Source organism: Citrobacter gillenii, assembly GCF_013337685.1.
GTDB classification, from domain to species: domain Bacteria; phylum Pseudomonadota; class Gammaproteobacteria; order Enterobacterales; family Enterobacteriaceae; genus Citrobacter; species Citrobacter gillenii.
Map to the genome: position 1 here is coordinate 58,942 of NZ_SUQN01000006.1, position 24,122 is coordinate 83,063.

General features: G+C 54.3%; 24 protein-coding genes and 1 other RNA gene. 13 read left to right on the forward strand and 12 right to left on the reverse strand.

Annotated features, from left to right (window positions below; all coding sequences use genetic code 11):
• Positions 1-104 precede the first annotated feature (104 nt).
• Genes ubiH through FCH32_RS14760 form a run of 3 tightly spaced genes read right to left on the reverse strand, consistent with a single transcriptional unit; the run spans position 105 to position 3,201 of the window.
• Positions 105-1,283 carry a 2-octaprenyl-6-methoxyphenyl hydroxylase gene (gene ubiH, locus FCH32_RS14750; RefSeq protein WP_174361131.1) on the reverse strand — a complete coding sequence of 393 codons (1,179 nt, stop codon included), beginning with the start codon at positions 1,281-1,283 and terminating at the stop codon, positions 105-107.
• A complete protein-coding gene (gene pepP / locus FCH32_RS14755; protein ID WP_117342629.1) occupies positions 1,280-2,596 on the reverse strand; it encodes a Xaa-Pro aminopeptidase in 1,317 nt (438 codons plus the stop codon). The genes ubiH and pepP overlap by 4 nt, the downstream gene beginning before the upstream one ends.
• 26 nt (positions 2,597-2,622) lie before the next feature.
• Positions 2,623-3,201: a YecA/YgfB family protein gene (locus FCH32_RS14760; RefSeq protein WP_135911444.1), complete on the reverse strand. Its 579-nt coding sequence runs from the start codon at positions 3,199-3,201 to the stop codon at positions 2,623-2,625.
• 166 nt (positions 3,202-3,367) lie between these two features.
• On the opposite strand from FCH32_RS14760, the gene zapA reads away from it, so the two are divergent.
• The 3 genes from zapA to FCH32_RS14775 all read left to right on the forward strand — a co-directional run bounded on the left by zapA (position 3,368) and on the right by FCH32_RS14775 (position 4,538).
• A complete protein-coding gene (gene zapA / locus FCH32_RS14765; protein ID WP_096755784.1) occupies positions 3,368-3,697 on the forward strand; it encodes a cell division protein ZapA in 330 nt (109 codons plus the stop codon).
• A gap of 41 nt (positions 3,698-3,738) precedes the next feature.
• Positions 3,739-3,922, forward strand: a non-coding RNA gene (gene ssrS / locus FCH32_RS14770) — 6S RNA.
• 19 nt (positions 3,923-3,941) lie between these two features.
• Complete coding sequence (locus tag FCH32_RS14775) at positions 3,942-4,538, forward strand: 5-formyltetrahydrofolate cyclo-ligase (RefSeq protein ID WP_117342630.1); 597 nt, start codon at positions 3,942-3,944, stop codon at positions 4,536-4,538.
• A gap of 96 nt (positions 4,539-4,634) precedes the next feature.
• Here the strand turns inward: FCH32_RS14775 and serA are convergent, their stop codons facing one another.
• Entirely contained in the window at positions 4,635-5,867 is a 1,233-nt protein-coding gene (gene serA / locus FCH32_RS14780) for a phosphoglycerate dehydrogenase (RefSeq protein ID WP_096755782.1), read from the reverse strand.
• A gap of 273 nt (positions 5,868-6,140) precedes the next feature.
• The gene (gene rpiA / locus FCH32_RS14785; protein ID WP_136345248.1) at positions 6,141-6,800 is read right to left on the reverse strand and encodes a ribose-5-phosphate isomerase RpiA; all 660 of its coding nucleotides are present in this window, start codon (positions 6,798-6,800) and stop codon (positions 6,141-6,143) included.
• Positions 6,801-6,970: 170 nt separating this feature from the next.
• On the opposite strand from rpiA, the gene argP reads away from it, so the two are divergent.
• The 5 genes from argP (at position 6,971) to FCH32_RS14810 (ending at position 13,516) form a co-directional block, all read left to right on the forward strand.
• Positions 6,971-7,864 carry a DNA-binding transcriptional regulator ArgP gene (argP, locus tag FCH32_RS14790; RefSeq protein WP_003825477.1) on the forward strand — a complete coding sequence of 298 codons (894 nt, stop codon included), beginning with the start codon at positions 6,971-6,973 and terminating at the stop codon, positions 7,862-7,864.
• 232 nt (positions 7,865-8,096) lie between these two features.
• On the forward strand, positions 8,097-10,241 hold the full coding sequence (scpA, locus tag FCH32_RS14795; RefSeq protein WP_174361132.1) for a methylmalonyl-CoA mutase: 2,145 nt from the start codon (positions 8,097-8,099) through the stop codon (positions 10,239-10,241).
• Positions 10,234-11,229, forward strand: coding sequence for a methylmalonyl Co-A mutase-associated GTPase MeaB (gene meaB, locus FCH32_RS14800; RefSeq protein WP_174361133.1), 996 nt, complete (start codon positions 10,234-10,236; stop codon positions 11,227-11,229). The genes scpA and meaB overlap by 8 nt, the downstream gene beginning before the upstream one ends.
• A gap of 10 nt (positions 11,230-11,239) precedes the next feature.
• Positions 11,240-12,025 carry a methylmalonyl-CoA decarboxylase gene (scpB, locus tag FCH32_RS14805; RefSeq protein ID WP_096755778.1) on the forward strand — a complete coding sequence of 262 codons (786 nt, stop codon included), beginning with the start codon at positions 11,240-11,242 and terminating at the stop codon, positions 12,023-12,025.
• A 24-nt stretch (positions 12,026-12,049) separates the two neighbouring features.
• The gene (locus FCH32_RS14810; protein ID WP_174361134.1) at positions 12,050-13,516 is read left to right on the forward strand and encodes an acetyl-CoA hydrolase/transferase family protein; all 1,467 of its coding nucleotides are present in this window, start codon (positions 12,050-12,052) and stop codon (positions 13,514-13,516) included.
• Here FCH32_RS14810 and srsR read toward each other — a convergent pair.
• The 7 genes from srsR to epd all read right to left on the reverse strand — a co-directional run bounded on the left by srsR (position 13,513) and on the right by epd (position 20,657).
• The gene (gene srsR / locus FCH32_RS14815) at positions 13,513-14,409 is read right to left on the reverse strand and encodes a LysR family transcriptional regulator SrsR (RefSeq protein WP_115257528.1); all 897 of its coding nucleotides are present in this window, start codon (positions 14,407-14,409) and stop codon (positions 13,513-13,515) included. The two genes, FCH32_RS14810 and srsR, sit on opposite strands and share 4 nt — an antisense overlap.
• A gap of 121 nt (positions 14,410-14,530) precedes the next feature.
• Positions 14,531-15,277 (reverse strand): oxidative stress defense protein, encoded by a 747-nt coding sequence (locus FCH32_RS14820; RefSeq protein WP_096755775.1) that lies wholly within the window; start codon positions 15,275-15,277, stop codon positions 14,531-14,533.
• A gap of 93 nt (positions 15,278-15,370) precedes the next feature.
• Positions 15,371-16,006 carry an arginine exporter ArgO gene (argO, locus tag FCH32_RS14825; RefSeq protein ID WP_096755774.1) on the reverse strand — a complete coding sequence of 212 codons (636 nt, stop codon included), beginning with the start codon at positions 16,004-16,006 and terminating at the stop codon, positions 15,371-15,373.
• 190 nt (positions 16,007-16,196) lie between these two features.
• Positions 16,197-17,057 carry a small-conductance mechanosensitive channel MscS gene (locus tag FCH32_RS14830; RefSeq protein ID WP_096755773.1) on the reverse strand — a complete coding sequence of 287 codons (861 nt, stop codon included), beginning with the start codon at positions 17,055-17,057 and terminating at the stop codon, positions 16,197-16,199.
• A gap of 191 nt (positions 17,058-17,248) precedes the next feature.
• A complete protein-coding gene (gene fbaA, locus FCH32_RS14835; protein ID WP_096755772.1) occupies positions 17,249-18,328 on the reverse strand; it encodes a class II fructose-bisphosphate aldolase in 1,080 nt (359 codons plus the stop codon).
• Positions 18,329-18,425: 97 nt separating this feature from the next.
• Complete coding sequence (pgk, locus tag FCH32_RS14840; RefSeq protein WP_096755771.1) at positions 18,426-19,589, reverse strand: phosphoglycerate kinase; 1,164 nt, start codon at positions 19,587-19,589, stop codon at positions 18,426-18,428.
• Positions 19,590-19,637: 48 nt separating this feature from the next.
• Positions 19,638-20,657 (reverse strand): erythrose-4-phosphate dehydrogenase, encoded by a 1,020-nt coding sequence (gene epd / locus FCH32_RS14845; protein ID WP_096755770.1) that lies wholly within the window; start codon positions 20,655-20,657, stop codon positions 19,638-19,640.
• 375 nt (positions 20,658-21,032) lie between these two features.
• Here epd and FCH32_RS14850 point away from each other — a divergent pair, with 375 nt between their 5' ends.
• The 5 genes from FCH32_RS14850 to FCH32_RS14870 are packed head-to-tail and all read left to right on the forward strand — an operon-like array spanning position 21,033 to position 24,087.
• Entirely contained in the window at positions 21,033-21,458 is a 426-nt protein-coding gene (locus tag FCH32_RS14850; RefSeq protein WP_115257526.1) for a PPC domain-containing DNA-binding protein, read from the forward strand.
• 24 nt (positions 21,459-21,482) lie between these two features.
• Positions 21,483-22,061: an ECF transporter S component gene (locus FCH32_RS14855; protein WP_135911441.1), complete on the forward strand. Its 579-nt coding sequence runs from the start codon at positions 21,483-21,485 to the stop codon at positions 22,059-22,061.
• Positions 22,062-22,769 carry an energy-coupling factor transporter transmembrane component T gene (locus FCH32_RS14860; RefSeq protein WP_137362197.1) on the forward strand — a complete coding sequence of 236 codons (708 nt, stop codon included), beginning with the start codon at positions 22,062-22,064 and terminating at the stop codon, positions 22,767-22,769.
• Positions 22,757-23,434: an ABC transporter ATP-binding protein gene (locus tag FCH32_RS14865; RefSeq protein WP_135911439.1), complete on the forward strand. Its 678-nt coding sequence runs from the start codon at positions 22,757-22,759 to the stop codon at positions 23,432-23,434. The genes FCH32_RS14860 and FCH32_RS14865 overlap by 13 nt, the downstream gene beginning before the upstream one ends.
• Positions 23,428-24,087, forward strand: coding sequence for an ABC transporter ATP-binding protein (locus FCH32_RS14870; RefSeq protein WP_174361135.1), 660 nt, complete (start codon positions 23,428-23,430; stop codon positions 24,085-24,087). Before FCH32_RS14865 ends, FCH32_RS14870 begins: the two co-directional genes overlap by 7 nt.
• Positions 24,088-24,122: the final 35 nt, after the last annotated feature.

Below are 24,122 nucleotides of genomic sequence, written 5' to 3' on the forward strand. Positions count from 1 at the left end.
GGACTATCAAATACCGTAGGCCGGATCAGGCGAAGCCGCCATCCGGCATGATTGCCATTGCATTTTCCTGATGGCGCTACGCTTATCAGGCCTACTGGCTATATTTATCGCGCGACCCAGCCCAGGGTCCGCTCCGCCAACGCATCGCGGGCTGGCGTCAATAATTCCATCGCCATAAGACCCACGTTACGTCCAACAACCAGCGGTGCCCAGCGATTGGCAAACAGATACACCAGGCTGTTGGTCACGCCAATCGTTGTTTCGCGATCGGTCTCACGACGCTGCTGATAGCGCGACAGCACCGCATAATCACCCACGTCTTCGGCTGCAAACTGTGCCTGCGTCAACGTTTCGGCAAGGCTCATGACATCGCGCAGGCCGAGATTAAAACCTTGGCCGGCAATAGGATGCAGGGTCTGCGCCGCATTGCCCACCAGCACGGTGCGATGGCTAATCGCCTTCACCGCGGTGGTTAAAGACAGCGGATAGGCGCTACGTTGACCGGCTTGCGTAATGCGCCCAAGCCGCCAGCCAAACGTCGTTTGCAGTTCGCGACAAAACTGTTCGTCAGACCAGGCCATGATCTCATCTCGCTTTTCCAGCGGATGACACCACACCAGCGAGCAGCGCCCTTCTGACATCGGTAACATGGCCAGCGGGCCATGCTGCGTGAAACGTTCAAACGCTCGTCCGTTATGCGGGACGGAGGTGGTAACGTTGGCAATCACCGCCAGTTGTTCGTAAGGCTGCTGCTGCCAGTCAACGCCGCAGGCGGTCGCCAGCGCAGAGCGTGTGCCGTCAGCGGCTACCAGTACACGACCGGTAATCACCTCGCCATTCTCCAGCGTGACCTCAACGTGCTGCTGGGTGCGCGACACGCTGGCCACCCGGTCAGGGCAATGTAGCGTGACGCCGCGCGCTTTGCGCAACAGCGCAAACAGACGCAGCCCGACGTCATGCAGTTCCACCACCTGACCCAGCGCAGGAATACGGTATTCCAGTGCATCAAGCGTCACACACCCGGCATGTCCACGGTCGCTGACGTGCACCGTTTTGATCGGGGTTGCGCAATCGGCAATGGCCTGCCAGACGCCAATTCGCGCCAGCTGCTGGCAGGTGCCTGCGGCCAACGCAATCGCCCGAGCGTCAAATCCCGGATGGCGGTCAGTATCCGGCTCGCTCGCTTCAATAAGATGGACCGGCAGCGTCCCATGACTCAGCTCTGAAATAGCCAGCGCCAGAGTCGCTCCAACCATACCACCACCGACAATAATCACGCTCATTTCAGTCGCGCCGCAGCCATCAGGGCTTCAATATCATCCGCCTTTTTCACTACGCTGGCGGTGAGGTTTTCATTACCGTCTTCGGTAATCAGGATGTCATCTTCAATACGAATGCCAATTCCGCGATAAGCCGGTGGTACGTCGGCGTCCGGCGCGATATACAGTCCTGGCTCGACGGTAAGCACCATCCCCGGTTCGAGGATACGCGAGCGATCCTGGCCATAAACGCCAACGTCATGGACATCCAGCCCCAGCCAATGGCTCAGGCCATGCATAAAGAAAGGACGCTGCGCGTTGTCGGCTATCAGTTGATCGACATCGCCGTGCAGAATACCCAGTTTTACCAGACCGGTAATCATGATGCGCACCACCTCTCCCGTCACCTCCTGGATGGACGTCCCCGGACGATACAAACGCAGGCTGGTTTCCAGTGACTCCAGCACGATGTCATAGATCTCGCGCTGGGCGGGAGTGAACTTCCCGTTGACCGGGAAGGTGCGGGTAATGTCGCCAGCGTAACCTTTGTATTCGCATCCGGCGTCAATCAGCACCAAATCGCCATCGCGCATTTCACTTTCGTTTTCGGTGTAATGCAGGATGCAGCCGTTTACACCGCTGCCGACAATGGTGTTATAGGAAGGATAACGCGCACCATGACGGGTAAACTCATGATGGATCTCCCCTTCCAGCTGATACTCGAACATTCCCGGACGACATTTTTCCATCGCGCGGGTATGCGCCAGCGCGCTGATTTCACCGGCGCGACGCATGATTGCTATCTCTTCCGGCGATTTGAACAGGCGCATCTCGTGCACCATCGGACGCCAGTCGATAATCGCCGCAGGGGCTTTCATATTTTGTCTGGCGCCTTTGCGCAGCTTATCCATCGCCGTAAACACAATCTCATCCGCCCAGGCATATTCGCCCTGGGCGTGGTACACCGTGTCCAGACCGTTAAGCAACTGATGCAGCTGTTGGTTGATTTCGCTGAACGCTAACGCCCGATCAACACCCAGTTTCTCGGGGGCAGCATCTTGTCCCAGACGGCGACCAAACCAGATCTCCGCCGTCAGGTCACGTACCCGGTTGAACAAAACGCTATGGTTATGAGTGTCATTACTTTTAATCAGCACCAGCACGGCTTCAGGTTCGTTAAAACCGGTGAAGTACCAAAAGTCGCTGCTCTGGCGGTACGGATATTCACTGTCCGCACTGCGCGTCGCTTCTGGGGCCGCGAAAATCAGCGCAGCGCTGCCTGGCTGCATGTGCGCCAGTAATGCCTGGCGACGGCGTAAGTATTCTTGCTGAGTCATAACACTCTCCCTGGCGTTCTCGTTACTTAGTGCAGTGTCGGTTTACGTACTTCCGGCGCGGTCGGTTGCTGACGCGTAAACGTGTCATGGCACAACAGCGCAGCAACACGCACGTACTCGATGATCTCTTCAAGCGACATTTCCAGCTCTTCCTGATCTTCGTCTTCGTCATATCCCAACTGGGCGATATTGCGCAGGTCGTCAATCGCTTCGCCGGTTTCGCCGGTCACTTTGTCGAGCTTGGGCTGCGTAACCCCGAGGCCCAGCAAAAAGTGATTGACCCAGCCCGCCAGCGCGTCGGCACGATCGAACACGCTAACGCCGTCGCCTTCAGGCAGATAAAGCTGAAAAAGGAAGCCGTCGTCTTCCAGGGCGTCGCTGGTCGCCGCGTGCATTTTGATCAGTGCCTGAGCCAGCTCATGGCCAAAGGCCAAACCTTCGTTGGTCAGGTCGTGCAACAGCGGCTGCCATGAGCTGTCGTTGTTGCCGCCGCAAATCATCCCGCTGATCAAACCGTGCATTTCGGCCGGGGTTAATCCAGCCCCTTGTTGGTTCAAAAACTGGCTAACATCGGTGTAACCAGGCATTTCGTTCTGTATGGACATAAGCATTCGTCATCAAAGGGAGGATATTCATGTTATGCTACCACTTTGGGCCCTGGTGGACCAGAAAAGGGCTTGTATGTTCATACCAGGGTAGCTATAGTGTCGCCCCTTCGCGGACCCAAGGTCTGGAGACGAAGGCAGCGCAGTCAATCAGCAGGAAGGTGGCATGTCTGCACAACCCGTCGATATCCAAATTTTTGGCCGTTCACTGCGAGTGAATTGCCCGCCTGAACAACAAGATGCGTTGAATCAGGCTGCGGACGATCTGAATCAGCGATTGCAAGATCTGAAAGTTCGCACTAGAGTCACAAATACTGAGCAGCTGGTTTTCATCGCCGCGTTGAACATCAGCTATGAATTAACTCAGGAAAAAGCGAAGACGCGTGACTACGCGGCGAGCATGGAACAACGTATTCGGATGCTACAACAAACCATTGAACAGGCGTTGCTTGATCAGGGTCGCATAACCGAAAAAACGGGCCAAAACTTTGAATAACACTTTTCGGTTTACTGTGGTAGAGTGACCGTGAAGACAAAATTTCTCTGAGATGTTTGCAAGCGGGCCAGTCCCCTGAGCCGATATTTCATACCACAAGAATGTGGCGCTCCACGGTTGGTGAGCATGCTCGGTTCGTCCGAGAAGCCTTAAAACTGTGACGACACATTCACCTTGAACCAAGGGTTCAAGGGTTACAGCCTGCGGCGGCATCTCGGAGATTCCCTTCTACCTGGCAACAGCCATGACACTACTTTCTGAACTTCCTTTATCCCGGCAAGAAATTCGTCAACTGATTCGGCAACGTCGCCGTGCGCTAACGCCTGAGCAACAACGCCATTTCGGTCAGCAGGCCGCGAGCAGAATGCTGAGCTTCCCCCCTGTTGTACTCGCCCACACCGTGGCGGTATTTCTCTCTTTTGATGGCGAACTTGATACTCAACCGCTGATCGAACAACTGTGGCGTGCGGGCAAGCGTGTCTATCTCCCGGTTCTACATCCGTTTAGCCGCGGTAATTTACTGTTTCTGCACTATCATCCGCACAGTGATCTGGTAACTAACCGACTCAAAATCCAGGAGCCGCGACTCGATGTGCGCGACGTTTTGCCGTTATCAAAGCTGGATGTATTGATTACGCCGCTCGTGGCGTTTGATGAAGACGGACAGCGCTTAGGCATGGGCGGTGGTTTTTACGATCGCACGTTGCAAAACTGGCAGCAGCATCAGATCCAGCCGGTGGGCTACGCACATGATTGCCAGCGAGTGGAGAAGTTACCGGTCGAAGAGTGGGATATTCCGCTGCCCGCGGTGGTAACACCGTCAAAAGTATGGGAATGGTAGCCTTGAATTGCCAGATGGCGCTACGCTTATCAGGCCTACGAATCATCTCGTAGGTCGGTTAAGACGCAGTCGCCACCCGGCACGATGTACCAATAATTAGTACAGCATACGCGCGCGAATCGTTCCCGGAATGGCTTTCATCGCCAGCAGCGCTTTCTCCGCCACATCCTCATCTGCCTCGATATCAATAACCACATACCCCACCTGCGCGGAAGTTTGCAGATACTGCGCGGCAATGTTAACGCCCTGCTCGGCAAAGATTTGGTTCAGCGCGGTCAGCACGCCTGGTCGGTTTTCGTGAATGTGCATCAGACGACGACCACCGTGCAGCGGCAGCGACACTTCCGGGAAGTTAACCGCCGACAGCGTAGAGCCGTTATCGGAATACTTCGTCAGCTTACCTGCCACTTCCAGACCAATGTTTTCCTGCGCTTCCAGCGTTGAACCGCCGATGTGCGGCGTCAGGATCACGTTGTCAAAATCACACAGCGGAGATGTAAACGGATCGCTGTTGCTCGCCGGCTCCGTCGGGAAGACGTCGATTGCTGCGCCAGCCAGATGCTTAGTGGCTAACGCATCGCACAGCGCAGGAATATCAACAACCGTGCCGCGCGCGGCGTTGATCAGCAGCGCACCCGGCTTCATCAGGGCAATCTCTTGTGCGCCCATCATATTCTTGGTGGAGGCATTTTCCGGCACGTGAAGGCTGACCACATCGCTCATATTGAGCAGGTCGGAAAGATGCTGTACCTGGGTGGCGTTACCCAGCGGGAGTTTGTTTTCAATATCATAGAAATAGACGTGCATCCCCAGCGATTCCGCCAGAATGCCCAACTGGGTACCAATGTGGCCGTAACCAATAATCCCCAGTTTTTTGCCACGCGCTTCAAAAGAGCCGGTAGCCAGTTTGTTCCACACGCCACGGTGCGCCTTAGCGTTCGCTTCCGGCACGCCGCGCAGCAGCAGCAACAGTTCGCCAATTACCAGTTCGGCAACGGAGCGGGTGTTAGAGAATGGTGCGTTAAACACGGGGATCCCGCGTTTTGCCGCCGCCCCCAGATCAACCTGATTGGTGCCAATACAGAAGCAGCCAATCGCGACCAGTTTCTCTGCGGCGTCAATCACATCTTCAGTCAGATGAGTACGGGATCGCAGGCCAATAAAATGGGCATCACGGATGGACTCTTTCAGCTGTTCAGTGTCCAGAGCGCCTTTGTGAAACTCGATGTTGGTGTAACCTGCCGCACGAAGGCTTTCCAGTGCTTTTTGATGCACACCTTCAACCAGCAGAAACTTAATCTTTTCTTTCTCCAGTGATACCTTTGCCATTTCCCCGACCCTGTCTTTTTTTAGTTCAATCTGATGTGTTGTGTGTGGGATTTTCATCCGCCTCTTCAACATATCAAAAAAAAATATTGCGGCAATATGAACGTTTGCGTCGTCGTGCTGAAGAAGTGTCATTCAGCGGGAAATGTCAGAGTAAAATTCTGGTGATAACTTTTTCTTTGGAGGGATCGGCAGGACAATATTGTAAACGTGACACAAGTCACCAAATTTGCCCTGCCAAAATTTTTTTAACGACAGAAGATCCCGGTCGTCAGATCATTTTACGATAGTTTTCACGCCATCTGCTGTGCCGATCAGCGCAACGTCCGCCCCACGGTTGGCAAACAGACCCACGGTCACAACGCCCGGGATTGCGTTGATGGCGTTTTCCATCGCCACAGCGTCAAGGATCTCCAGACCGTGCACGTCAAGGATGACGTTGCCGTTATCAGTAACCACACCCTGACGGTATTCAGGACGACCGCCCAGCTTCACCAACTGACGAGCAACCGCACTACGCGCCATCGGGATCACTTCTACCGGCAGCGGGAAGTTACCCAGAATATCGACTTCTTTGGACGCGTCAGCGATGCAGATAAATTTCTTAGCGACGGAGGCAATGATCTTTTCGCGGGTCAGCGCTGCGCCGCCGCCTTTGATCATTTGCATGTGACCGTTGATTTCGTCCGCGCCATCAACGTAAACGCCAAGGCTGTCCACTTCGTTAAGATCGAACACGTGGATACCGAGGCTTTTGAGTTTTTCAGTGGAAGCGTCCGAACTGGACACTGCGCCTTCAATCTGACCTTTCATGGTGCCCAGCGCATCAATAAAGTGTGCGGCTGTTGAACCGGTACCTACGCCCACAATGGTGCCGGGCTGTACATACTGAAGTGCCGCCCATCCTACTGCTTTTTTCAGTTCATCCTGCGTCATGATCGTTTCGCCTGTGGTGTGAATGTGGTGTGGAAATTCACGCGCATTATAGAACATTGCGTAGAAAAATGTCCCCACACCCGCTCGCAGACGGCGGATTTCGTCTGTACCCAACCTAAAATTGTGTCATAGTGCAGAACACGCAAAAATATCAGGAGTACGTCAGAGCAATGAAACGTCCGGACTACAGAACACTACAAGCACTGGATGCGGTTATTCGTGAACGGGGATTTGAGCGCGCTGCGCAAAAGCTATGCATCACACAATCCGCGGTTTCACAACGCATAAAACAGCTTGAGAATATGTTCGGACAACCGCTGCTGGTGCGTACCGTACCGCCTCGCCCAACCGAGCAAGGGCAAAAGCTGCTGGCACTGTTGCGTCAGGTTGAACTGCTGGAAGACGAGTGGCTGGGAGATGAACAAACCGGCTCGACGCCGCTGCTGCTCTCCCTGGCCGTCAACGCCGACAGTCTGGCCACCTGGCTACTCCCGGCGCTGGCCCCTGTGCTGGCAAACTCACCGATTCGTCTGAACCTGCAGGTTGAAGATGAAACACGCACTCAGGAACGCCTGCGTCGCGGTGAAGTGGTGGGCGCGGTGAGTATTCAACATCAGGCGCTACCAAGCTGTCTGGTGGATAAACTCGGCGCGCTGGACTACCTGTTTGTCGGCTCAAAACCTTTTGCCGAGCGCTACTTTCCGAATGGCGTCACCCGTTCTGCCCTGCTAAAAGCGCCGGCGGTTGCGTTTGACCATCTCGACGACATGCATCAGGCTTTTCTGCAACAAAACTTCGATCTGCCACCGGGCAGCGTGCCGTGCCACATCGTTAACTCGTCGGAAGCCTTTGTGCAGCTGGCACGCCAGGGGACAACCTGCTGCATGATCCCACACCTGCAGATCGAGAAAGAGCTGGAAAGCGGCGAGCTTATCGACTTAACGCCAGGCCTGTTCCAGCGTCGGATGCTCTATTGGCATCGCTTTGCACCGGAAAGCCGCATGATGCGCAACGTCACCGATGCGCTGCTAGCCTACGGACACAATGTGCTGCGTCAGGATTAAAGCATTTATTGCCCCTGAGTGCCGGATGGCGGCGTAACGCCTTATCCGGCCTACAACCTTATACTCTCTTTTCATGCTATTCCCGCCACGTCTTTGAAATCCATCACAAAATAAAACACGCCACGCGGCAAAAAACGACGTCTTATTGGCTATTTTTTGCTGGCGACAAGCCAGCTGAAAAAGCTCACCGTATTCGCAAAGATTCAACTTATTGCGTAATACGGAGCAAAAAATGGCCAATATGCAGGCGTGGCAAACGCTCGCCAACAAAGAACTCAGCCGACGGGAAAAAACCGTCGACTCGCTGGTAAAACAGACGGCAGAAGGGATTGCCATTAAGCCGCTGTACACCGAGGCTGATCTCGACAACCTGGAAGTGACGGGCACCCTCCCCGGCCTGGCGCCTTACGTTCGTGGCCCACGCGCCACCATGTATACCGCGCAGCCGTGGACTATTCGCCAGTACGCCGGGTTCTCTACCGCCAAAGAATCTAACGCGTTTTATCGCCGTAATCTCGCCGCCGGACAAAAAGGGCTTTCCGTCGCCTTTGACCTCGCCACTCATCGCGGCTACGACTCAGATAACCCGCGCGTGGCAGGCGACGTCGGCAAAGCGGGCGTGGCTATAGATACCGTCGAAGATATGAAGGTACTGTTCGACCAGATCCCACTGGATAAGATGTCGGTATCCATGACCATGAACGGCGCGGTACTCCCGGTGATGGCGTTTTATATCGTGGCAGCGCAGGAGCAAGGCGTCGCGCCAGAGCTGCTCACTGGCACGATACAAAACGATATTCTGAAAGAGTACCTATGCCGCAACACCTATATTTACCCGCCCAAGCCCTCTATGCGCATTATCGCTGACATCATTGCCTGGTGTTCTGACAATATGCCGCGCTTTAATACCATCAGCATCAGCGGATATCACATGGGTGAAGCGGGTGCCAACTGCGTGCAGCAGGTGGCGTTTACCCTGGCCGACGGGATTGAGTACATCAAAGCCGCGCTGTCCGCCGGACTGAAAATTGATGATTTCGCCCCACGACTGTCATTCTTCTTCGGCATTGGCATGGATCTGTTTATGAACGTCGCCATGCTGCGCGCCGCGCGTTATCTGTGGAGCGAGGCAGTCAGCGGATTTGGCGCCACCAACCCAAAATCTCTGGCGCTACGTACCCACTGTCAGACCTCCGGCTGGAGCCTGACCGAGCAGGATCCGTACAACAACGTGGTGCGCACCACCATCGAAGCGCTGGGTGCAACCCTGGGCGGTACTCAGTCTTTGCACACCAACGCCTTTGATGAAGCGCTCGGCCTGCCGACTGACTTTTCCGCCCGCATCGCGCGCAATACGCAGATCATCATTCAGGAGGAGTCGGAGATCTGCCGCACCGTCGATCCGCTGGCCGGATCGTATTATGTGGAGTCGCTGACCGATCAGATCGTTAAGCAAGCACGGGCGATCATCGAACAGATCGATGAAGCGGGTGGAATGGCGAAAGCGATAGAAGCGGGGTTACCAAAACGGATGATCGAAGAAGCTTCCGCCCGCGAACAATCACTCATCGACCAGGGTCAGCGCGTTATCGTTGGCGTGAACAAATACAAGCTGGATAAAGAAGACGCCACGTCGGTATTGGAAATCGACAACGTCAAGGTGCGCAACGAGCAGATTGCCTCGCTGCAACACATCCGCGCGACCCGTGACGATATTGCGGTGAAAGCCACGCTGAAAGCTTTGACCCACGCAGCGCGGCACAATGAAAACCTGCTCGCCGCCGCAATAGATGCCGCGCGCGTTCGCGCCACGCTGGGTGAAATCTCTGACGCACTGGAGTCCGCTTTTGACCGTTACCTGGTACCCAGCCAGTGTGTTACCGGAGTGGTTGCGCAAAGCTACCACCAGTCTGAAAAATCCGCCGACGAGTTTGACGCCATTGTTGCGCAAACTGAAAAATTTCTCGCCGATAACGGCCGCCGCCCGCGCATTCTGGTCGCTAAGATGGGTCAGGACGGTCACGATCGCGGCGCCAAAGTGATTGCCAGCGCCTATTCCGATCTCGGTTTCGATGTTGACCTCAGCCCGATGTTCTCCACGCCGGAAGAGATCGCTCGCCTGGCGGTAGAAAACGATGTGCACGTGGTTGGCGCCTCTTCACTGGCGGCGGGTCATAAAACGTTGATCCCCGAACTGGTGGCGGCGCTCAAAAGCTGGGGGCGCGAGGACATTTGCGTGGTAGCCGGCGGCGTCATCCCACCGCAGGATTACGCCTTCCTGCAAGCGCGAGGTGTCGCCGCTATTTATGGTCCCGGTACGCCGATGCTCGACAGTGTACGCGATGTATTAACCCGCATTGGTCAGCACCATGATTAGCAGCGCCACGCTGGCTGATAGCATCCAGCGTTTACGTCTGGGGGAGCGCGCCACGCTCGCCCAGGCCATGACGCTGGTCGAGAGCCAGCATCCGCGTCATCAGCTACTCAGCACACAGCTGCTGGACGCCATTATACCGTTCGCCGGTAACGCCCTGCGTCTGGGCATTACCGGTACGCCGGGCGCGGGGAAAAGCACCTTTCTGGAAGCCTTTGGCATGCTACTGATCCGTAAGGGATTGCGGGTGGCGGTGATCGCTGTCGATCCCAGCAGTCCGGTCAGCGGCGGTAGCATTCTGGGCGATAAAACCCGTATGACGGAACTGGCGCGTGCGGATGCCGCGTTTATTCGACCGGTTCCTTCCAGCGGGCATTTGGGCGGTGCCAGCCAGCGCGCCCGGGAATTAATGCTGCTGTGCGAAGCGGCAGGCTTCGATGTAGTGATCGTCGAAACCGTCGGCGTTGGGCAGTCCGAAACAGAAGTCGCCAGCATGGTTGATTGCTTTCTCTCGCTGCAAATAGCCGGCGGTGGTGACGATCTGCAGGGCATCAAAAAAGGCATCATGGAGATGGCGGATCTGGTCATCATCAACAAGGATGACGGGGACAACCGCGCCAACGTCGCCATCACCCGCCATATGTATGATTCCGCCCTGCACATTCTACGCCGCAAGTATGACGAGTGGCAGCCGCAGGCTCTGGCCTGCACCGCGCTGGAAAAACGCGGCATTGAAGAAATCTGGCAGGCCATCATCGATTTTAAAACATGCCTTACAGCCAGCGGTCGGCTGGAAAAAGTCCGCCAGCAGCAAGCGGTGGACTGGTTACAGAAACAGGCCGAAGAAGAGGCGCTGCACCTGTTATTTTCCCGCACTGATTTCGATCGCTATTTCCAGCAAACGCTGCGCTCGGTCAGGAACAATGACCTTTCGCCACGTACCGGCCTGCGACACATCAGCGAATTTATCCAACATCATTACTTTGATTAAAGAGAACATTATGTCCTATCAATACGTCAACGTCGTCATCATCCAGAAAGTCGCGGTCATTGAATTCAACTATGCCCGCAAGCTTAACGCCCTGAGCAAAGTGTTTATTGACGATCTTATGCTGGCGCTGAACGATCTCAATCGTCCAGAAATTCGCTGCATTATTCTGCGCGCACCGAGCGGGGCCAAAGTGTTCTCTGCTGGACATGATATTCATGAACTCCCTACCGGACGTCGCGATCCGCTGTCCTATGACGATCCGCTGCGCCAGATCACCCGCATGATCCAAAAGTACCCGAAACCTATTATCTCGATGGTTGAAGGCAGCGTCTGGGGCGGTGCATTCGAGATGATCATGAGTTCCGATCTCATCATCTCTGCCGAGACCTCGACGTTCTCGATGACACCGGTCAATCTCGGCGTGCCGTATAACCTGGTGGGTATTCACAACCTGACCCGTGATGCGGGTTTTCATATCGTCAAAGAGCTGATTTTCACCGCCCTACCGATTACCGCCCAGCGCGCGCTGGCGGTAGGTATTCTCAACCATGTGGTCGCCGTCGACGAGCTGGAAGATTTTACTCTGCAAATGGCGCATCACATCTCAGAAAAAGCGCCGCTGGCGATTGCCGTGATCAAAGAAGAACTGCGCGTGCTGGGCGAAGCGCACACCATGAATTCCGATGAATTTGAACGCATCCAGGGCATGCGCCGTGCGGTTTACGACAGCAATGATTATCAGGAAGGGATGAATGCGTTTTTAGAAAAACGGAAACCGAACTTCGTCGGCCATTAATCGCGGTCAGCTAAAGGAAAAGCCATGAAACGGATGAACGCCGAACAGGCGGCAGAAATTATTCAGCATGATGATATGGTGGCGTTCAGCGGCTTTACACCTGCGGGTTCACCAAAGGCGTTGCCCGCAGCGATTGCCCGGCAAGCCAGCGAACTGCATCACGTAGGGCAGCCTTTTCAGATCCGCCTGCTGACCGGCGCGTCAATTAGCGCTGCCGCAGATGACGCGCTCTCTGAGGCGGATGCCGTTTCCTGGCGCGCGCCTTATCAAACCTCATCTGGTCTGCGTCAGAAAATTAATCAAGGCCAGGTGCGGTTTGTCGATCTCCATCTCAGTGAAGTCGCACAGATGGTTAATTACGGCTTCTTTGGCGAGATTGATGTTGCTGTTATAGAGGCCTCAGCCATTGCGCCGGACGGCAGGATCTGGCTGACCAGCGGGATCGGTAATGCGCCAACCTGGCTGCTACGGGCGAAAAAAGTCATTATTGAGCTGAATCATTATCACAATCCACGCGTAGCGGAACTGGCCGACATTGTGATACCAGGCGCGCCGCCGCGTCGTAACAGCGTCCCCATTTTTCATACCATGGATCGCATCGGCAGCCAGTGCGTCCAGATAGACCCGAAAAAAATCGTCGCTCTGGTGGAAACGAACCTGCCCGATGCCGGCAGTGCGTCGGATAAAACCAATCCGCTCTGCCAGCAAATTGCCGATAACGTGGTGAGCTTTCTGCTGGCGGAAATGGCGCACAAACGCATTCCACCTGAGTTTCTGCCCTTACAAAGCGGCGTCGGCAATATTAATAACGCGGTGATGGCGCGGCTGGGCGAGAATCCGGAAATTCCCCCCTTTATGATGTACTCCGAGGTACTGCAGGAGTCGGTCGTAAATCTGCTGGAAACGGGCAAGATAACCGGCGCCAGCGCCTCCAGCCTGACGATTTCTGCCGCCTCACTGCAGAAGATTTATGCCAATATGGATTTCTTCGCCAGCCGCATTGTGCTGCGCCCGCAGGAGATCTCCAATAACCCGGAGATCATCCGCCGGCTGGGGGTGATTGCGCTGAATGTCGGCCTGGAGTTTGATATCTATGGCCATGCCAACTCCACGCACGTTGCAGGGGTAAACCTGATGAACGGCATCGGCGGCAGCGGGGATTTTGAGCGCAACGCCTATCTGTCTATTTTTATGGCCCCGTCGATTGCCAAAGACGGGAAAATCTCGACGATCGTCCCGATGTGCAGCCACGTCGATCACAGCGAACACAGCGTCAAAGTGATCGTTACTGAACAAGGGATTGCCGATCTGCGTGGGTTATCGCCGCTGCAACGAGCGCACACCATCATCGACAACTGCGCGCACCCGCTGTACCGCGACTACCTGCATCGCTATCTGGAACAGGCACCCGGCGGGCATATTCATCACGATCTCAGCCACGCATTTGATCTGCACCGCAACCTGCTCGAAACAGGATCAATGCTGGGTTAATCTGCCGTACCGTCACGATCTTCAGCAATATGCTGGAGCATCGTGGCGGTATAACGATGATTTTTCAGCGAATAGAGAAATTCCTGCATGTACATCGGGCTGCCGGGCGCATCAAAATATTTCAGCGTTGCCGGATTCACCAGCCGCCAGGCAAAATGGGGGATTACCGTCAGAAAATGTCCGCGCTCCACCGCACTCACCTTAGCCATAAAGCTATATGGACGATAGATAATGGTTGGATTGATCCCACTGGGCCGCATGTAGGCATCCAGCATGGCTTCAAAATTGGCGCGGTTCTGGAAGCGCATTTGCAGCCAGGGTAATTCCCGCAGCAGATCCTGAGGCTGCTTTTCTTCGTAACGGCGGGACACCAGGAACCCCAGGCGCAGGGGAGGCAGTTCGCTCACCGCCAGATTTTCCAGCTCCTGAACGCGCGAAGAAACATGCTGCGGCGAAATAATAAAATCCAGCTGTCGGTCGAACAGATTATCAATCACCCCATTCTCACTGAATTCAACGGCCTGAGCCGTCACGCCTTCATATTTATCACCAAGGCTAATCAACTGGTCGAAAATGATGGTCGGATAGGTATTGTCGATGCCAATAACGATTTCACGCGAACGACGCGAGGAAGTATGGATTTCGTTATCAATGGCGGACAAACGCTGATAGACGGGAAACAGTTTCTGATACAGCTCCTGCCCGGCTTTGTTGAGACTGATGTTGTTGTCTTTACGGGTAAACAGCGTATAGCCGATTTGATCTTCCAGTGCAGCAATGCTTTTGCCAAAGGGCGATGCGGTCATGTGGATTTTTTCTGCTGCTCTGGCGATATTATTGGTTTGCGCCAGCAGAATAAAATTACGCATCTTTTTCGAGATAAAAATATCCATAGTCACCTCATAAAATCACTATGGCATATCCTCATGCAGCCCCAAAAAAGACGCACGACGCGGTCGCATTTTTACAGTTGATCACATAAAAAACCCGGCTGAAAAGCCGGGTCTGAAAAGATTACTGCGTTTTGGCAGGTGTTGTCGCTGGCTGACTTGCCGCAGGCTCTATCTGGAAGACCACATCGACCTGATCGTCAAACTGAATGACCGGCTGCTCGTAGGTTTCCTGCGCCGATGCTGCAGGCGCTGCGTCGGCTTTCATCATCCGTACCATTGGGCTTGGCTGATAATTCGACACGTGGTAGCGCACGCTGTAAACCGGGCCGAGTTTGCTGTTAAAGCCCGCCGCCAGTTGTTCAGCCTGATGAATCGCATCATCAATGGCTGCTTTACGCGCTTTATCTTTGTAGGCATCCGGCTGGGCAACACCCAGCGACACTGAACGAATCTCGTTCAGACCCGCTTTCAGCGCGCCATCCAGCAGCGCGTTGAGTTTGTCCAGTTGACGCAGAGTCACCTCAACGGTGCGCACCGCACGATAGCCTTTGAGTACGCTTTTACCATTCTGGTAATCGTAATCCGGCTGGGTACGCAGGTTTGCAGAGCTGATGTCTTTTTTCGCTATCTGGTTTTGTTCCAGGAAGGAAAGGTATTGCGCGACGCGTTCGTCAGCCTGTTTCTTTGCTGAGGCCGCATCCTTTGCCGCCACGTTGACTTCAATTGCCAGCGTCGCAATATCAGGTGTCGCGTCCACGCTTGCCGTTCCGGAAGTCACGATGTGAGGTCCATTCGGCAATTCATTTGCCTGTACTGAGAGTGCACTGAATCCGACTAATGCCGCCAGGGCCATTATTTTGAACTTCACTGTCGTTCCTCCATGTTTCATTATTTACCCCGAAACTCAGGGCGCATGCAGGCAAGCTTAGCGGATCTCAGCCTGTTGTCCATCAGACAACACTTAGTTGAACAGCGCATCTACATGCGCAACGCCTTCTTTTGCCAGTTGAAAAGCAATAAACCACATCACGAGTCCCACCAGCGTATTGATGATTCGTTGTGCTTTGGCGGTGCGTAGACGAGGCGCCAGCCAGGCCGCCAGCAGCGCCAGGCCAAAGAACCACAGGAACGATGCGCTAACAGTACCCAGAGCAAACCAGCGCTTCGGCTCGACGTCCAGTTGACCGCCAAGACTGCCCAGCACCACGAAGGTATCGAGATAGACATGCGGGTTAAGCCACGTCACCGCCAGCATCGTAGCGATAATTTTCCAGCGCCCCTGCTTCATCACCTCGGCACTGGCCAGCTCCAGATTACTGCTCATCGCCGTTTTTAACGCGCCGAAACCGTACCAGAGTAAGAACGCCACGCCGCCCCAGGTTACCAGCGCCATCAGCCATGGCGATTGCATCAGCAAGGCGCTGCCGCCAAAGATCCCCGCGCAGATCAGCAGTAAATCGCTGATGGCACAAAGTAAGGCGATCATAATGTGATACTGGCGACGAATACCCTGATTCATCACGAAAGCATTTTGCGGACCGAGCGGAAGTATCATCGCTGCGCCAAGCGCAAGCCCTTGAAAATAATATGATAACACGTTGAATATCCCGAACTGTTTCTCTTAAGCGCAGACTATAACGCGGGATAATCATTAGCGGAAATTGATAATATTAATCAGGTATAAGAGGAATTAATACCCGGAGGGAAAACGCCGGATGGCGGCTGACGCCTTATCCGGCCTACAGGTTTTGTAGGCCCGGTAAGCGGTAGCGCCACCGGGCTCGTGATTATTCTGCCGCGTTTGCTTTCACGCGCTTGAAATTCACATCCATTTGCGGATACGGGAAGCTGATGCCGTGAGCATCAAACTCACGCTTAATACGTTCCAGTACGTCCCAGTAGACGCTTTGCAGATCGCTACTGTTGCTCCAGACGCGCACCACGAAATTAATCGAGGACGCCCCGAGCTCATTCAGGCGCACCGTCATTTCACGGTCTTTCAGGATACGCTCGTCAGACTGAATGATATCGGTGAGGATTTGTTTAACCTGGTCGATATCAGAGTCATACGCCACCCCAATAATAAATTCGTTGCGACGAACCGGTTCACGAGAGAAGTTAATGATATTACCGGCAATGATTTTCCCGTTGGGGATCACCACAATTTTTCCGTCTACGGTACGCATGGTGGTAGAGAAAATCTGCACATTGAGCACGGTACCCGCTACGCCGCCAAGATCGACATATTCGCCTGCGCGGAACGGACGGAACATCACCAGCAGAACGCCTGCGGCGAGGTTAGACAGCGAGCCTTGCAACGCCAGACCGACGGCTAAACCGGCGGCACCGAGCACGGCGATAACAGAGGCTGTCTGCACGCCCACGCGGCCCAGCGCAGCAATCAACGTAAAGGCAATAATACCGTAACGCACCAGCGCAGAGAGAAAATCAGCCACGGTCGCATCAATTTGACGCGCCACCATCACACGGTTAATGGTGTTGGACACAACCCGAGCCACAATCATCCCGATGATGACAATAGCGATAGCCGCAACGATGTTGACGGCATAGCTCAACAGCAGCTCCTGGTTACGCACCAGCCAGGTACCCGCACCGTTTATGCTGTCGACAACATTCAAATCTTCCATTCACTATTCCTTTTTTGCTTACCCAAACGGGAGAAAGAAAGCCGCCCCACCGGGACGGGCAATTTGACAAGGGTAAACAATAAACGCCATTTTTGCCAAATAGATCACATAATTCTCTGTCGACTACCGCGAGAAATGACAATAAAAAAGGCCCGCATTTGCGGGCCTGATGTCATGTTGAACGGCGTAAATTACAGAACGTCAACCGCGTTCAGTTCTTTGAAAGCCTGTTCCAGACGGGTGATCATGGTTGCCTGACCAGCACGCAGCCATACGCGCGGATCGTAGTATTTCTTGTTCGGCTGATCTTCGCCTTTCGGGTTACCCAATTGACCCTGCAGGTAAGCTTCGTTTGCTTTGTAGTAGTTCAGAACACCTTCCCAGGTCGCCCATTGGGTATCGGTATCGATGTTCATTTTCACTACGCCGTAGCTTACGGAGTCTTTGATTTCCTGAGCAGTAGAACCGGAACCGCCGTGGAAGACGAAGTTCAGGCTGTTGTGCGGCAGGTTATGTTTCTTAGAAACATAGTCCTGAGAGTCACGCAGGATAGTCGGGGTCAGAACCACGTTACCTGGTTTGTACACGCCGTGTACGTTACCGAAGGATGCCGCGATAGTGAAACGCGGGCTGATTTTGCTCAGCTCGGTGAACGCGTAATCAACGTCTTCTGGCTGGGTGTACAGTGCAGAAGCGTCCATGTGGCTGTTGTCCACGCCGTCTTCTTCGCCACCGGTGCAACCCAGTTCGATTTCCAGAGTCATGTCCATTTTGGACATGCGCGCCAGGTATTTGGAGCAGATTTCGATGTTCTCTTCCAGAGACTCTTCAGACAGGTCGATCATGTGAGAAGAGAACAGCGGTTTGCCGGTTGCTGCGAAGTGTTTTTCACCCGCGTCCAACAGACCGTCGATCCACGGCAGCAGTTTCTTCGCGCAGTGGTCAGTGTGCAGGATAACCGGAACACCGTAGTGTTCAGCCATCTGGTGAACGTGATGCGCACCAGAGATAGCACCGAGGATTGCCGCGCCCTGAGGAACGTCAGACTTCACGCCTTTACCCGCGATGAATGCAGCGCCACCGTTGGAGAACTGAACGATTACCGGTGCTTTAACTTTTGCAGCGGTTTCCAGAACGGCGTTGATGGAGTCGGTACCGACGCAGTTAACAGCTGGCAGTGCAAAGTTGTTTTCTTTTGCTACCTGGAAAACTTTCTGTACGTCGTCGCCAGTGATGACGCCCGGTTTTACGAAATCAAAAATTTTAGACATGTTACGTAGTCCTGTATCTGTATCTTCGACCGTTGAAGAAGGTTCGCGAGCGTTTAAGCGCGCTGAAAAACAGGCGGGTCACCCCGCCTGAACTGAATTACTTCTTAGCACGCTCTTCGAGCATGGCTACTGCTGGCAGAACTTTGCCTTCCACGAACTCGAGGAATGCGCCGCCACCAGTGGAGATGTAGGAGATTTTGTCAGCGATGCCGAACAGGTCGATAGCCGCCAGGGTGTCGCCGCCGCCAGCGATAGAGAATGCTTCGCTGTCGGCAATGGCGTTAGCCACGATTTCAGTCCCTTTACGGAAGTTCGGGAATTCAAACACGCCAACCGGGCCGTTCCACAGAATGGTTTTTGCATTCTTCAGGATCTCAGCCAGCTGCTGTGCAGATGCGTCACCGATATCCAGGATCTGCTCGTCTTCTTTCACGTCGTTAACAGATTTCAGCGTTGCAGGCGCAGTTTCAGAGAACTCAGTTGCTACGCGAACGTCAGCCGGTACCGGGATGTCGCAGAGAGTCAGCAGGCGCTTGGCTTCATCAACCAGGTCTGCTTCGTACAGGGATTTACCCACGTTGTGGCCTTGCGCGGCAACGAAGGTGTTGGCGATACCACCGCCGACGATCAGCTGGTCAGCAATTTTAGACAGAGAGTCCAGAACGGTCAGTTTGGTAGAAACTTTAGAACCACCAACGATAGCAACCATCGGACGAGCCGGTTCTTTCAGAGCTTTACCCAGTGCGTCCAGCTCAGCGGCCAGCAGCGGACCCGCGCAAGCAACGTCAGCGAATTTCGCGATACCGTGAGTAGAAGCCTGCGCACGGTGAGCCGTACCGAAAGCATCCATGACGAATACATCGCACAGTGCAGCGTATTTTTTAGACAGTGCTTCGTCGTCTTTCTTCTCGCCTTTGTTAAAGCGAACGTTTTCCAGAACCACCAGTTCACCGGCTGCAACGTCAACGCCGTCGAGGTAATCTTTTACCAGACGAACCGGGTTAGACAGTTTGTCTTTCAGGTAGTTAACAACCGGCAGCAGAGAGAATTCTTCGTTGTACTCGCCTTCGGTAGGACGACCCAGGTGGGAAGTTACCATCACTTTTGCACCCTGTTTCAGGGCCAGTTCGATGGTCGGCAGAGACGCACGGATACGCGCATCGCTGGTTACTTTCCCTTCTTTAACTGGTACGTTCAGATCCGCACGGATAAAAACACGTTTACCAGCAAGATCCAGATCGGTCATCTTAATTACAGACATGGTGAATCCTCTCGTTGATTCTTAAAGTTTTGCAAGCGCTCACGCGCCTTACCTGAAACCAATAGCAGCCATCGCTAACGTTGTGTCGAGCATGCGGTTAGCAAAGCCCCATTCATTATCGCACCAGACCAATGTTTTGATCAGGTGAGCACCACTTACGCGCGTTTGCGTACCATCAACGATGGCGCTGTGCGGGTCGTGGTTAAAATCTACAGAGACCAACGGTAATTCCGTATAGTCAACTATACCATGAAATGCACCTTGTGCTGCTTTTTGCAGCAACTGGTTGACTTCACTCGCTTTTACTGGTTTTTTCACCGTCACGCTTAAGTCGATCGCCGTCACATTTATGGTCGGTACACGCACCGCAATCGCTTCAAAACGATCGTTAAATTGTGGAAAAATTCGTGTGATCCCCGCCGCCAGTTTGGTATCAACGGGAATAATCGACTGACTGGCTGCTCGCGTACGACGCAGGTCGGGATGATAGGCATCAATAACCTGTTGATCGTGCATCGCGGAGTGGATCGTCGTAACGGTGCCGGACTCGATGCCGTAAGCATCATCCAACAATTTAATAACGGGAATAATGCAATTCGTGGTGCAGGAGGCGTTGGAAACGATCCGGTCTTCAGCGCGCAGCTGATCCTGATTAACGCCAAACACAACGGTTGCGTCGATGTCGTGACTACCAGGATGTGAAAAGAGCACTTTTTTTGCACCTGCGGCAATATGCGCTTCGCCGTGTTCGCGGCTACCGAAGACCCCCGTACAGTCCAGCACGACGTCAACACCCAGTTCGCGCCACGGAAGCGCATCGAGTGTTCGCTCATGCAGAATGCGAATCGCGTCGTCGCCAACAATGAGCTGGTCGCGTTCCTGGCGAACATCCCAGGCAAAACGTCCATGGCTGGTGTCATATTTCAACAAATGCGCCATGCCTTCAGCACTCGCCAATTCGTTGATGGCCACCACGGTGATTTCCGCCCGACGCCCGGATTCATACAAAGCACGAACCACGTTGCGCCCGATGCGACCGAAACCATTAATCGCTACGCGTACGGTCATAGGTCTCCTGCAAGGATTTCTCAGAAACGATGTGGCTGACAGAGTAATGCAGCAAATCGCTCAGGGAAACCTTACCTGTCGCAAACTGCGACTGTTTGATTAATTGTCGAACATTTAATCGACTGAAACGCTTCAGCTAGAATAAGCGAAACAAGGAATAAAAGGAATGATTGTCCAGCAACAGAACACCGTTATCTGACTTACATCACATTTTAACGCTCTGCCCCGCTAAATTTATTCCATATTCCTGAATTGCGAATAAGCGTAGCAAGATTATTTCGTTGCCGTGTCACAAATCCTGATTTATATCAGAAAGCACCCTAGCCAGCGTCTATATTATCAGCGCTACGTCCGAGTCTCGGAGTCCCTCAACCTATGGTCACATACTCTCCTCACGCCTCTGCAGCTCGCTTTCATGCGCTGCGTTTACTCCCTGGCCAGGAAGTCTTTTCCCGACTGCACGATTTTATCCAACAGCATCAATTACATGCCGCCTGGATTGCCGGTTGTACCGGAAGTTTAACCCACGTTGCCTTACGCTTCGCGGGTCAGGAAGAAACCACATTGCTCACCGGCACCTGGGAAATTATCTCCCTGAACGGCACGCTGGAACTGACCGGCGAGCACCTGCATCTTGCGGTTTCTGACCCACAGGGCGCGATGTTGGGAGGCCACATGATGCCAGGCTGTACCGTGCGCACCACGCTGGAACTGGTGATTGGCGAACTCACAGAGCTGGCGTTTAGCCGCCAACCTTGTGTCGTTTCCGGCTATGACGAACTGGTTATCACATCCCGTTAACGCTTCACTTTAAAGAGGTTTTCTATGGCGCGTCGCCAATTTTCCAGCCAGTCACTGGTACTGATTGTTATTGCCATCGCCATCAATATGGTCGGTGGACAGCTCATCAGCATGGTGAAACTGCCTATTTTTCTCGACTCCATCGGCACCATTATCAGCGCGGTGCTATTAGGCCCGATTGTGGGAATGTTAACGGGATTACTCACCAACCTGCTGTGGGGGTTACTCACCGATCCGATCGCTGCCGCCTTCGCGCCGGTAGCCATGGTTATCGGGCTGGTCGCAGGATGGCTAGCACGAGCAGGATGGTTTCGTACCTTACCGAAAGTGGTGTTCAGCGGCGTGATCATTACCCTGGCCGTCACTGTCGTTGCCGTGCCTATCCGCACCACCTTGTTTGGCGGCGTGACCGGCAGCGGCGCTGATTTATTTGTTGCCTGGATGCACTCGGTTGGCGAGGGTCTGGTTGAGTCGGTGGCTGTCACGGTGATTGGCGCCAATCTGGTAGATAAAATTCTCACCGCCGTGATTGTTTGGGTACTGTTGCGCCAGCTTCCATTGCGCACCACACGTCATTTTCCAACGATGTCTGCTGTGCGCTAAATGCACCCGTTTACCTCGTTAACCCTGTGGGCGCTGGCCGCATGTTCCACATTGCTGCTACCCGCGGGAATACCGCTTACCGTTTACAGCACGGTCGTGTTCCTGTTCTTACTCTGTATGCCAGCCACGCGTCCCCGGGCGAAATATGTCGTCTGGTTGATGGTGCCCCTGGGCGTTGGATTGTGGCTGGTCCACGGTGGCTGGTTGACCGAATGGATAAGCGGACAACCGCGCACGCCACAACGGTGGGCCGATGCCATCACGCTGTGGTTGCGGATCCTGGCAATTGTGTCAACGTCACAGCTGTGGATGCAGTACGTGCCGGTATCGCGGTTTATTCGCGCCCTGTTTGCCTCCCGCCTGCCACCCGGCGTTGCCTACCTGTTTGCAGGCCCGCTGCTGGTTGTTGAGCAACTCAAACGCCAGTTGGCGATTATTCACGAAGCCCAGCGCGCGCGCGGCGTGCCGTTGGACGAGCACTGGTATCAACGGCTGCGCGCCACGCCAGCGCTGATCGTGCCACTCACGCATAATGCGCTTAACGATCTGGTGGTTCGCGGGGCGGCACTGGACATGCGGGCCTTTCGTTTGCATCGTAGACGCACAACGTTATGGGCACCGGAGGACAGCACCTTACAACGCATTGCCCGCTACACGATGGTACTCGCCATGCTGGTCGAAACAGGAGTGTGGATATGGTTACGCTAGAGCAGTTTCGCTATCTCCCGACGCACGCCACGCGCCCACCAGCCTGCTTTGACTTCCACTATGCAGAACCCGGAATGGTGGCAATTTTCGGTGATAACGGCAGCGGAAAAAGTACGCTGGCACAGCTGATGGCAGGCTGGTACCCCGATTTTCTTCCCGGAGAGATTGAAGGGAAAGGAAAGTTGCTGGGAAATCCTGTCGGACAACTGTCACTCGTCGAGCAGTCGTGTACCATCCAACTGGTGCAGCAATCGCCTTATCTGCAGCTTTCTGGCTGCACATTCAGCGTGGAGGAAGAAGTGGCATTCGGCCCGGAGAACCTCTGCCTGCAGGAGGCTGAAATTATGCGTCGAATTGACGCGGCACTCACACTGACGGAATGCCAGTCGTTGCGCCATCGCCATCCAGGAACGCTTTCCGGCGGAGAAACACAGCGGGTGGTCATTGCCAGCGCACTAGCCATGCAACCCAGAATATTGATTCTGGATGAAGCATTCAGTCGTCTGACGGCGCAGGCCACCAGTATGTTGCTGGATCGGTTGCATCAATGGGCGCAGGAACAACAGGCGTTGATTGTGCTTTTCGAACGCGACCACACCCCTTTTATCAGCCATTGTCAGCAGGCATGGCAACTGCGTGACGGAGCGCTATCCCCACAATGCTAACGCTTAACCAGGTGACGTATCGCTGGCCGAATGCCTCTTATAACTGCCTGCACAACATCTCGCTTAATCTTAACGCCGGTGAATGGCTGGCGCTGACGGGCGATAATGGCGCGGGAAAATCCACGCTGCTGCGCATCATGGCGGGCCTTCTGCCCCCCTCATCTGGCACGATAACCTTGAGTGACAGGTCGATTGCGCAACTGAAAAACCGCGAAAGAGCTAAGGTGCTCGGCGTATTGTTTCAGGAAGCCGAAAACCAAATTTTTCACAGCAAGGTCGTAGAGGAAGTCGCCTTTGGATTGCGACTGCAAAAGCGTCCCGCCGCGGAGATTGCGCAACGTACTGCAGCAGCCCTGCAGTTATGTCAGTTAGCGGACGTCGCCGACGCTCATCCGCTGGATCTGCACACCGCGCAACGACGTATGGTCGCCGTCGCCAGCCTTGAAGCCATGGCACCGGCCCTTCTCCTGCTTGATGAACCGAGCCGGGATTTTGACGCACACTGGCTGGCGATATTTGAGAACTGGCTCGCGGTATGCCGCGCACGAGGTACTAGCGTGGTCGCGATCAGCCATGACGTTGCATTTACGCAGCGTCATTTTTCTCGCATAGTGCGCCTTGAAACGGGTCAGCTACGCCAAGAAAAAATCTGACGCACAAAAAAAACGGGCCGCCTGAGCGACCCGTT

Coding starts and splice junctions, on each gene's coding strand:
- argP (WP_003825477.1), top strand. CDS start 6,971: ATGAAACGTCCGGACTACAGAACACTACAAGCACTGGATGCGGTTATT.
- FCH32_RS14865 (WP_135911439.1), top strand. CDS start 22,757: ATGGTTACGCTAGAGCAGTTTCGCTATCTCCCGACGCACGCCACGCGC.
- FCH32_RS14760 (WP_135911444.1), bottom strand. CDS start 3,201: ATGTCCATACAGAACGAAATGCCTGGTTACACCGATGTTAGCCAGTTT.
- scpB (WP_096755778.1), top strand. CDS start 11,240: ATGTCCTATCAATACGTCAACGTCGTCATCATCCAGAAAGTCGCGGTC.
- FCH32_RS14830 (WP_096755773.1), bottom strand. CDS start 17,057: ATGGAAGATTTGAATGTTGTCGACAGCATAAACGGTGCGGGTACCTGG.
- scpA (WP_174361132.1), top strand. CDS start 8,097: ATGGCCAATATGCAGGCGTGGCAAACGCTCGCCAACAAAGAACTCAGC.
- ubiH (WP_174361131.1), bottom strand. CDS start 1,283: ATGAGCGTGATTATTGTCGGTGGTGGTATGGTTGGAGCGACTCTGGCG.
- pgk (WP_096755771.1), bottom strand. CDS start 19,589: ATGTCTGTAATTAAGATGACCGATCTGGATCTTGCTGGTAAACGTGTT.
- epd (WP_096755770.1), bottom strand. CDS start 20,657: ATGACCGTACGCGTAGCGATTAATGGTTTCGGTCGCATCGGGCGCAAC.
- meaB (WP_174361133.1), top strand. CDS start 10,234: ATGATTAGCAGCGCCACGCTGGCTGATAGCATCCAGCGTTTACGTCTG.
- srsR (WP_115257528.1), bottom strand. CDS start 14,409: ATGGATATTTTTATCTCGAAAAAGATGCGTAATTTTATTCTGCTGGCG.
- FCH32_RS14860 (WP_137362197.1), top strand. CDS start 22,062: ATGCACCCGTTTACCTCGTTAACCCTGTGGGCGCTGGCCGCATGTTCC.
- zapA (WP_096755784.1), top strand. CDS start 3,368: ATGTCTGCACAACCCGTCGATATCCAAATTTTTGGCCGTTCACTGCGA.
- FCH32_RS14850 (WP_115257526.1), top strand. CDS start 21,033: ATGGTCACATACTCTCCTCACGCCTCTGCAGCTCGCTTTCATGCGCTG.
- FCH32_RS14775 (WP_117342630.1), top strand. CDS start 3,942: ATGACACTACTTTCTGAACTTCCTTTATCCCGGCAAGAAATTCGTCAA.
- pepP (WP_117342629.1), bottom strand. CDS start 2,596: ATGACTCAGCAAGAATACTTACGCCGTCGCCAGGCATTACTGGCGCAC.
- fbaA (WP_096755772.1), bottom strand. CDS start 18,328: ATGTCTAAAATTTTTGATTTCGTAAAACCGGGCGTCATCACTGGCGAC.
- FCH32_RS14855 (WP_135911441.1), top strand. CDS start 21,483: ATGGCGCGTCGCCAATTTTCCAGCCAGTCACTGGTACTGATTGTTATT.
- rpiA (WP_136345248.1), bottom strand. CDS start 6,800: ATGACGCAGGATGAACTGAAAAAAGCAGTAGGATGGGCGGCACTTCAG.
- serA (WP_096755782.1), bottom strand. CDS start 5,867: ATGGCAAAGGTATCACTGGAGAAAGAAAAGATTAAGTTTCTGCTGGTT.
- FCH32_RS14810 (WP_174361134.1), top strand. CDS start 12,050: ATGAAACGGATGAACGCCGAACAGGCGGCAGAAATTATTCAGCATGAT.
- FCH32_RS14870 (WP_174361135.1), top strand. CDS start 23,428: ATGCTAACGCTTAACCAGGTGACGTATCGCTGGCCGAATGCCTCTTAT.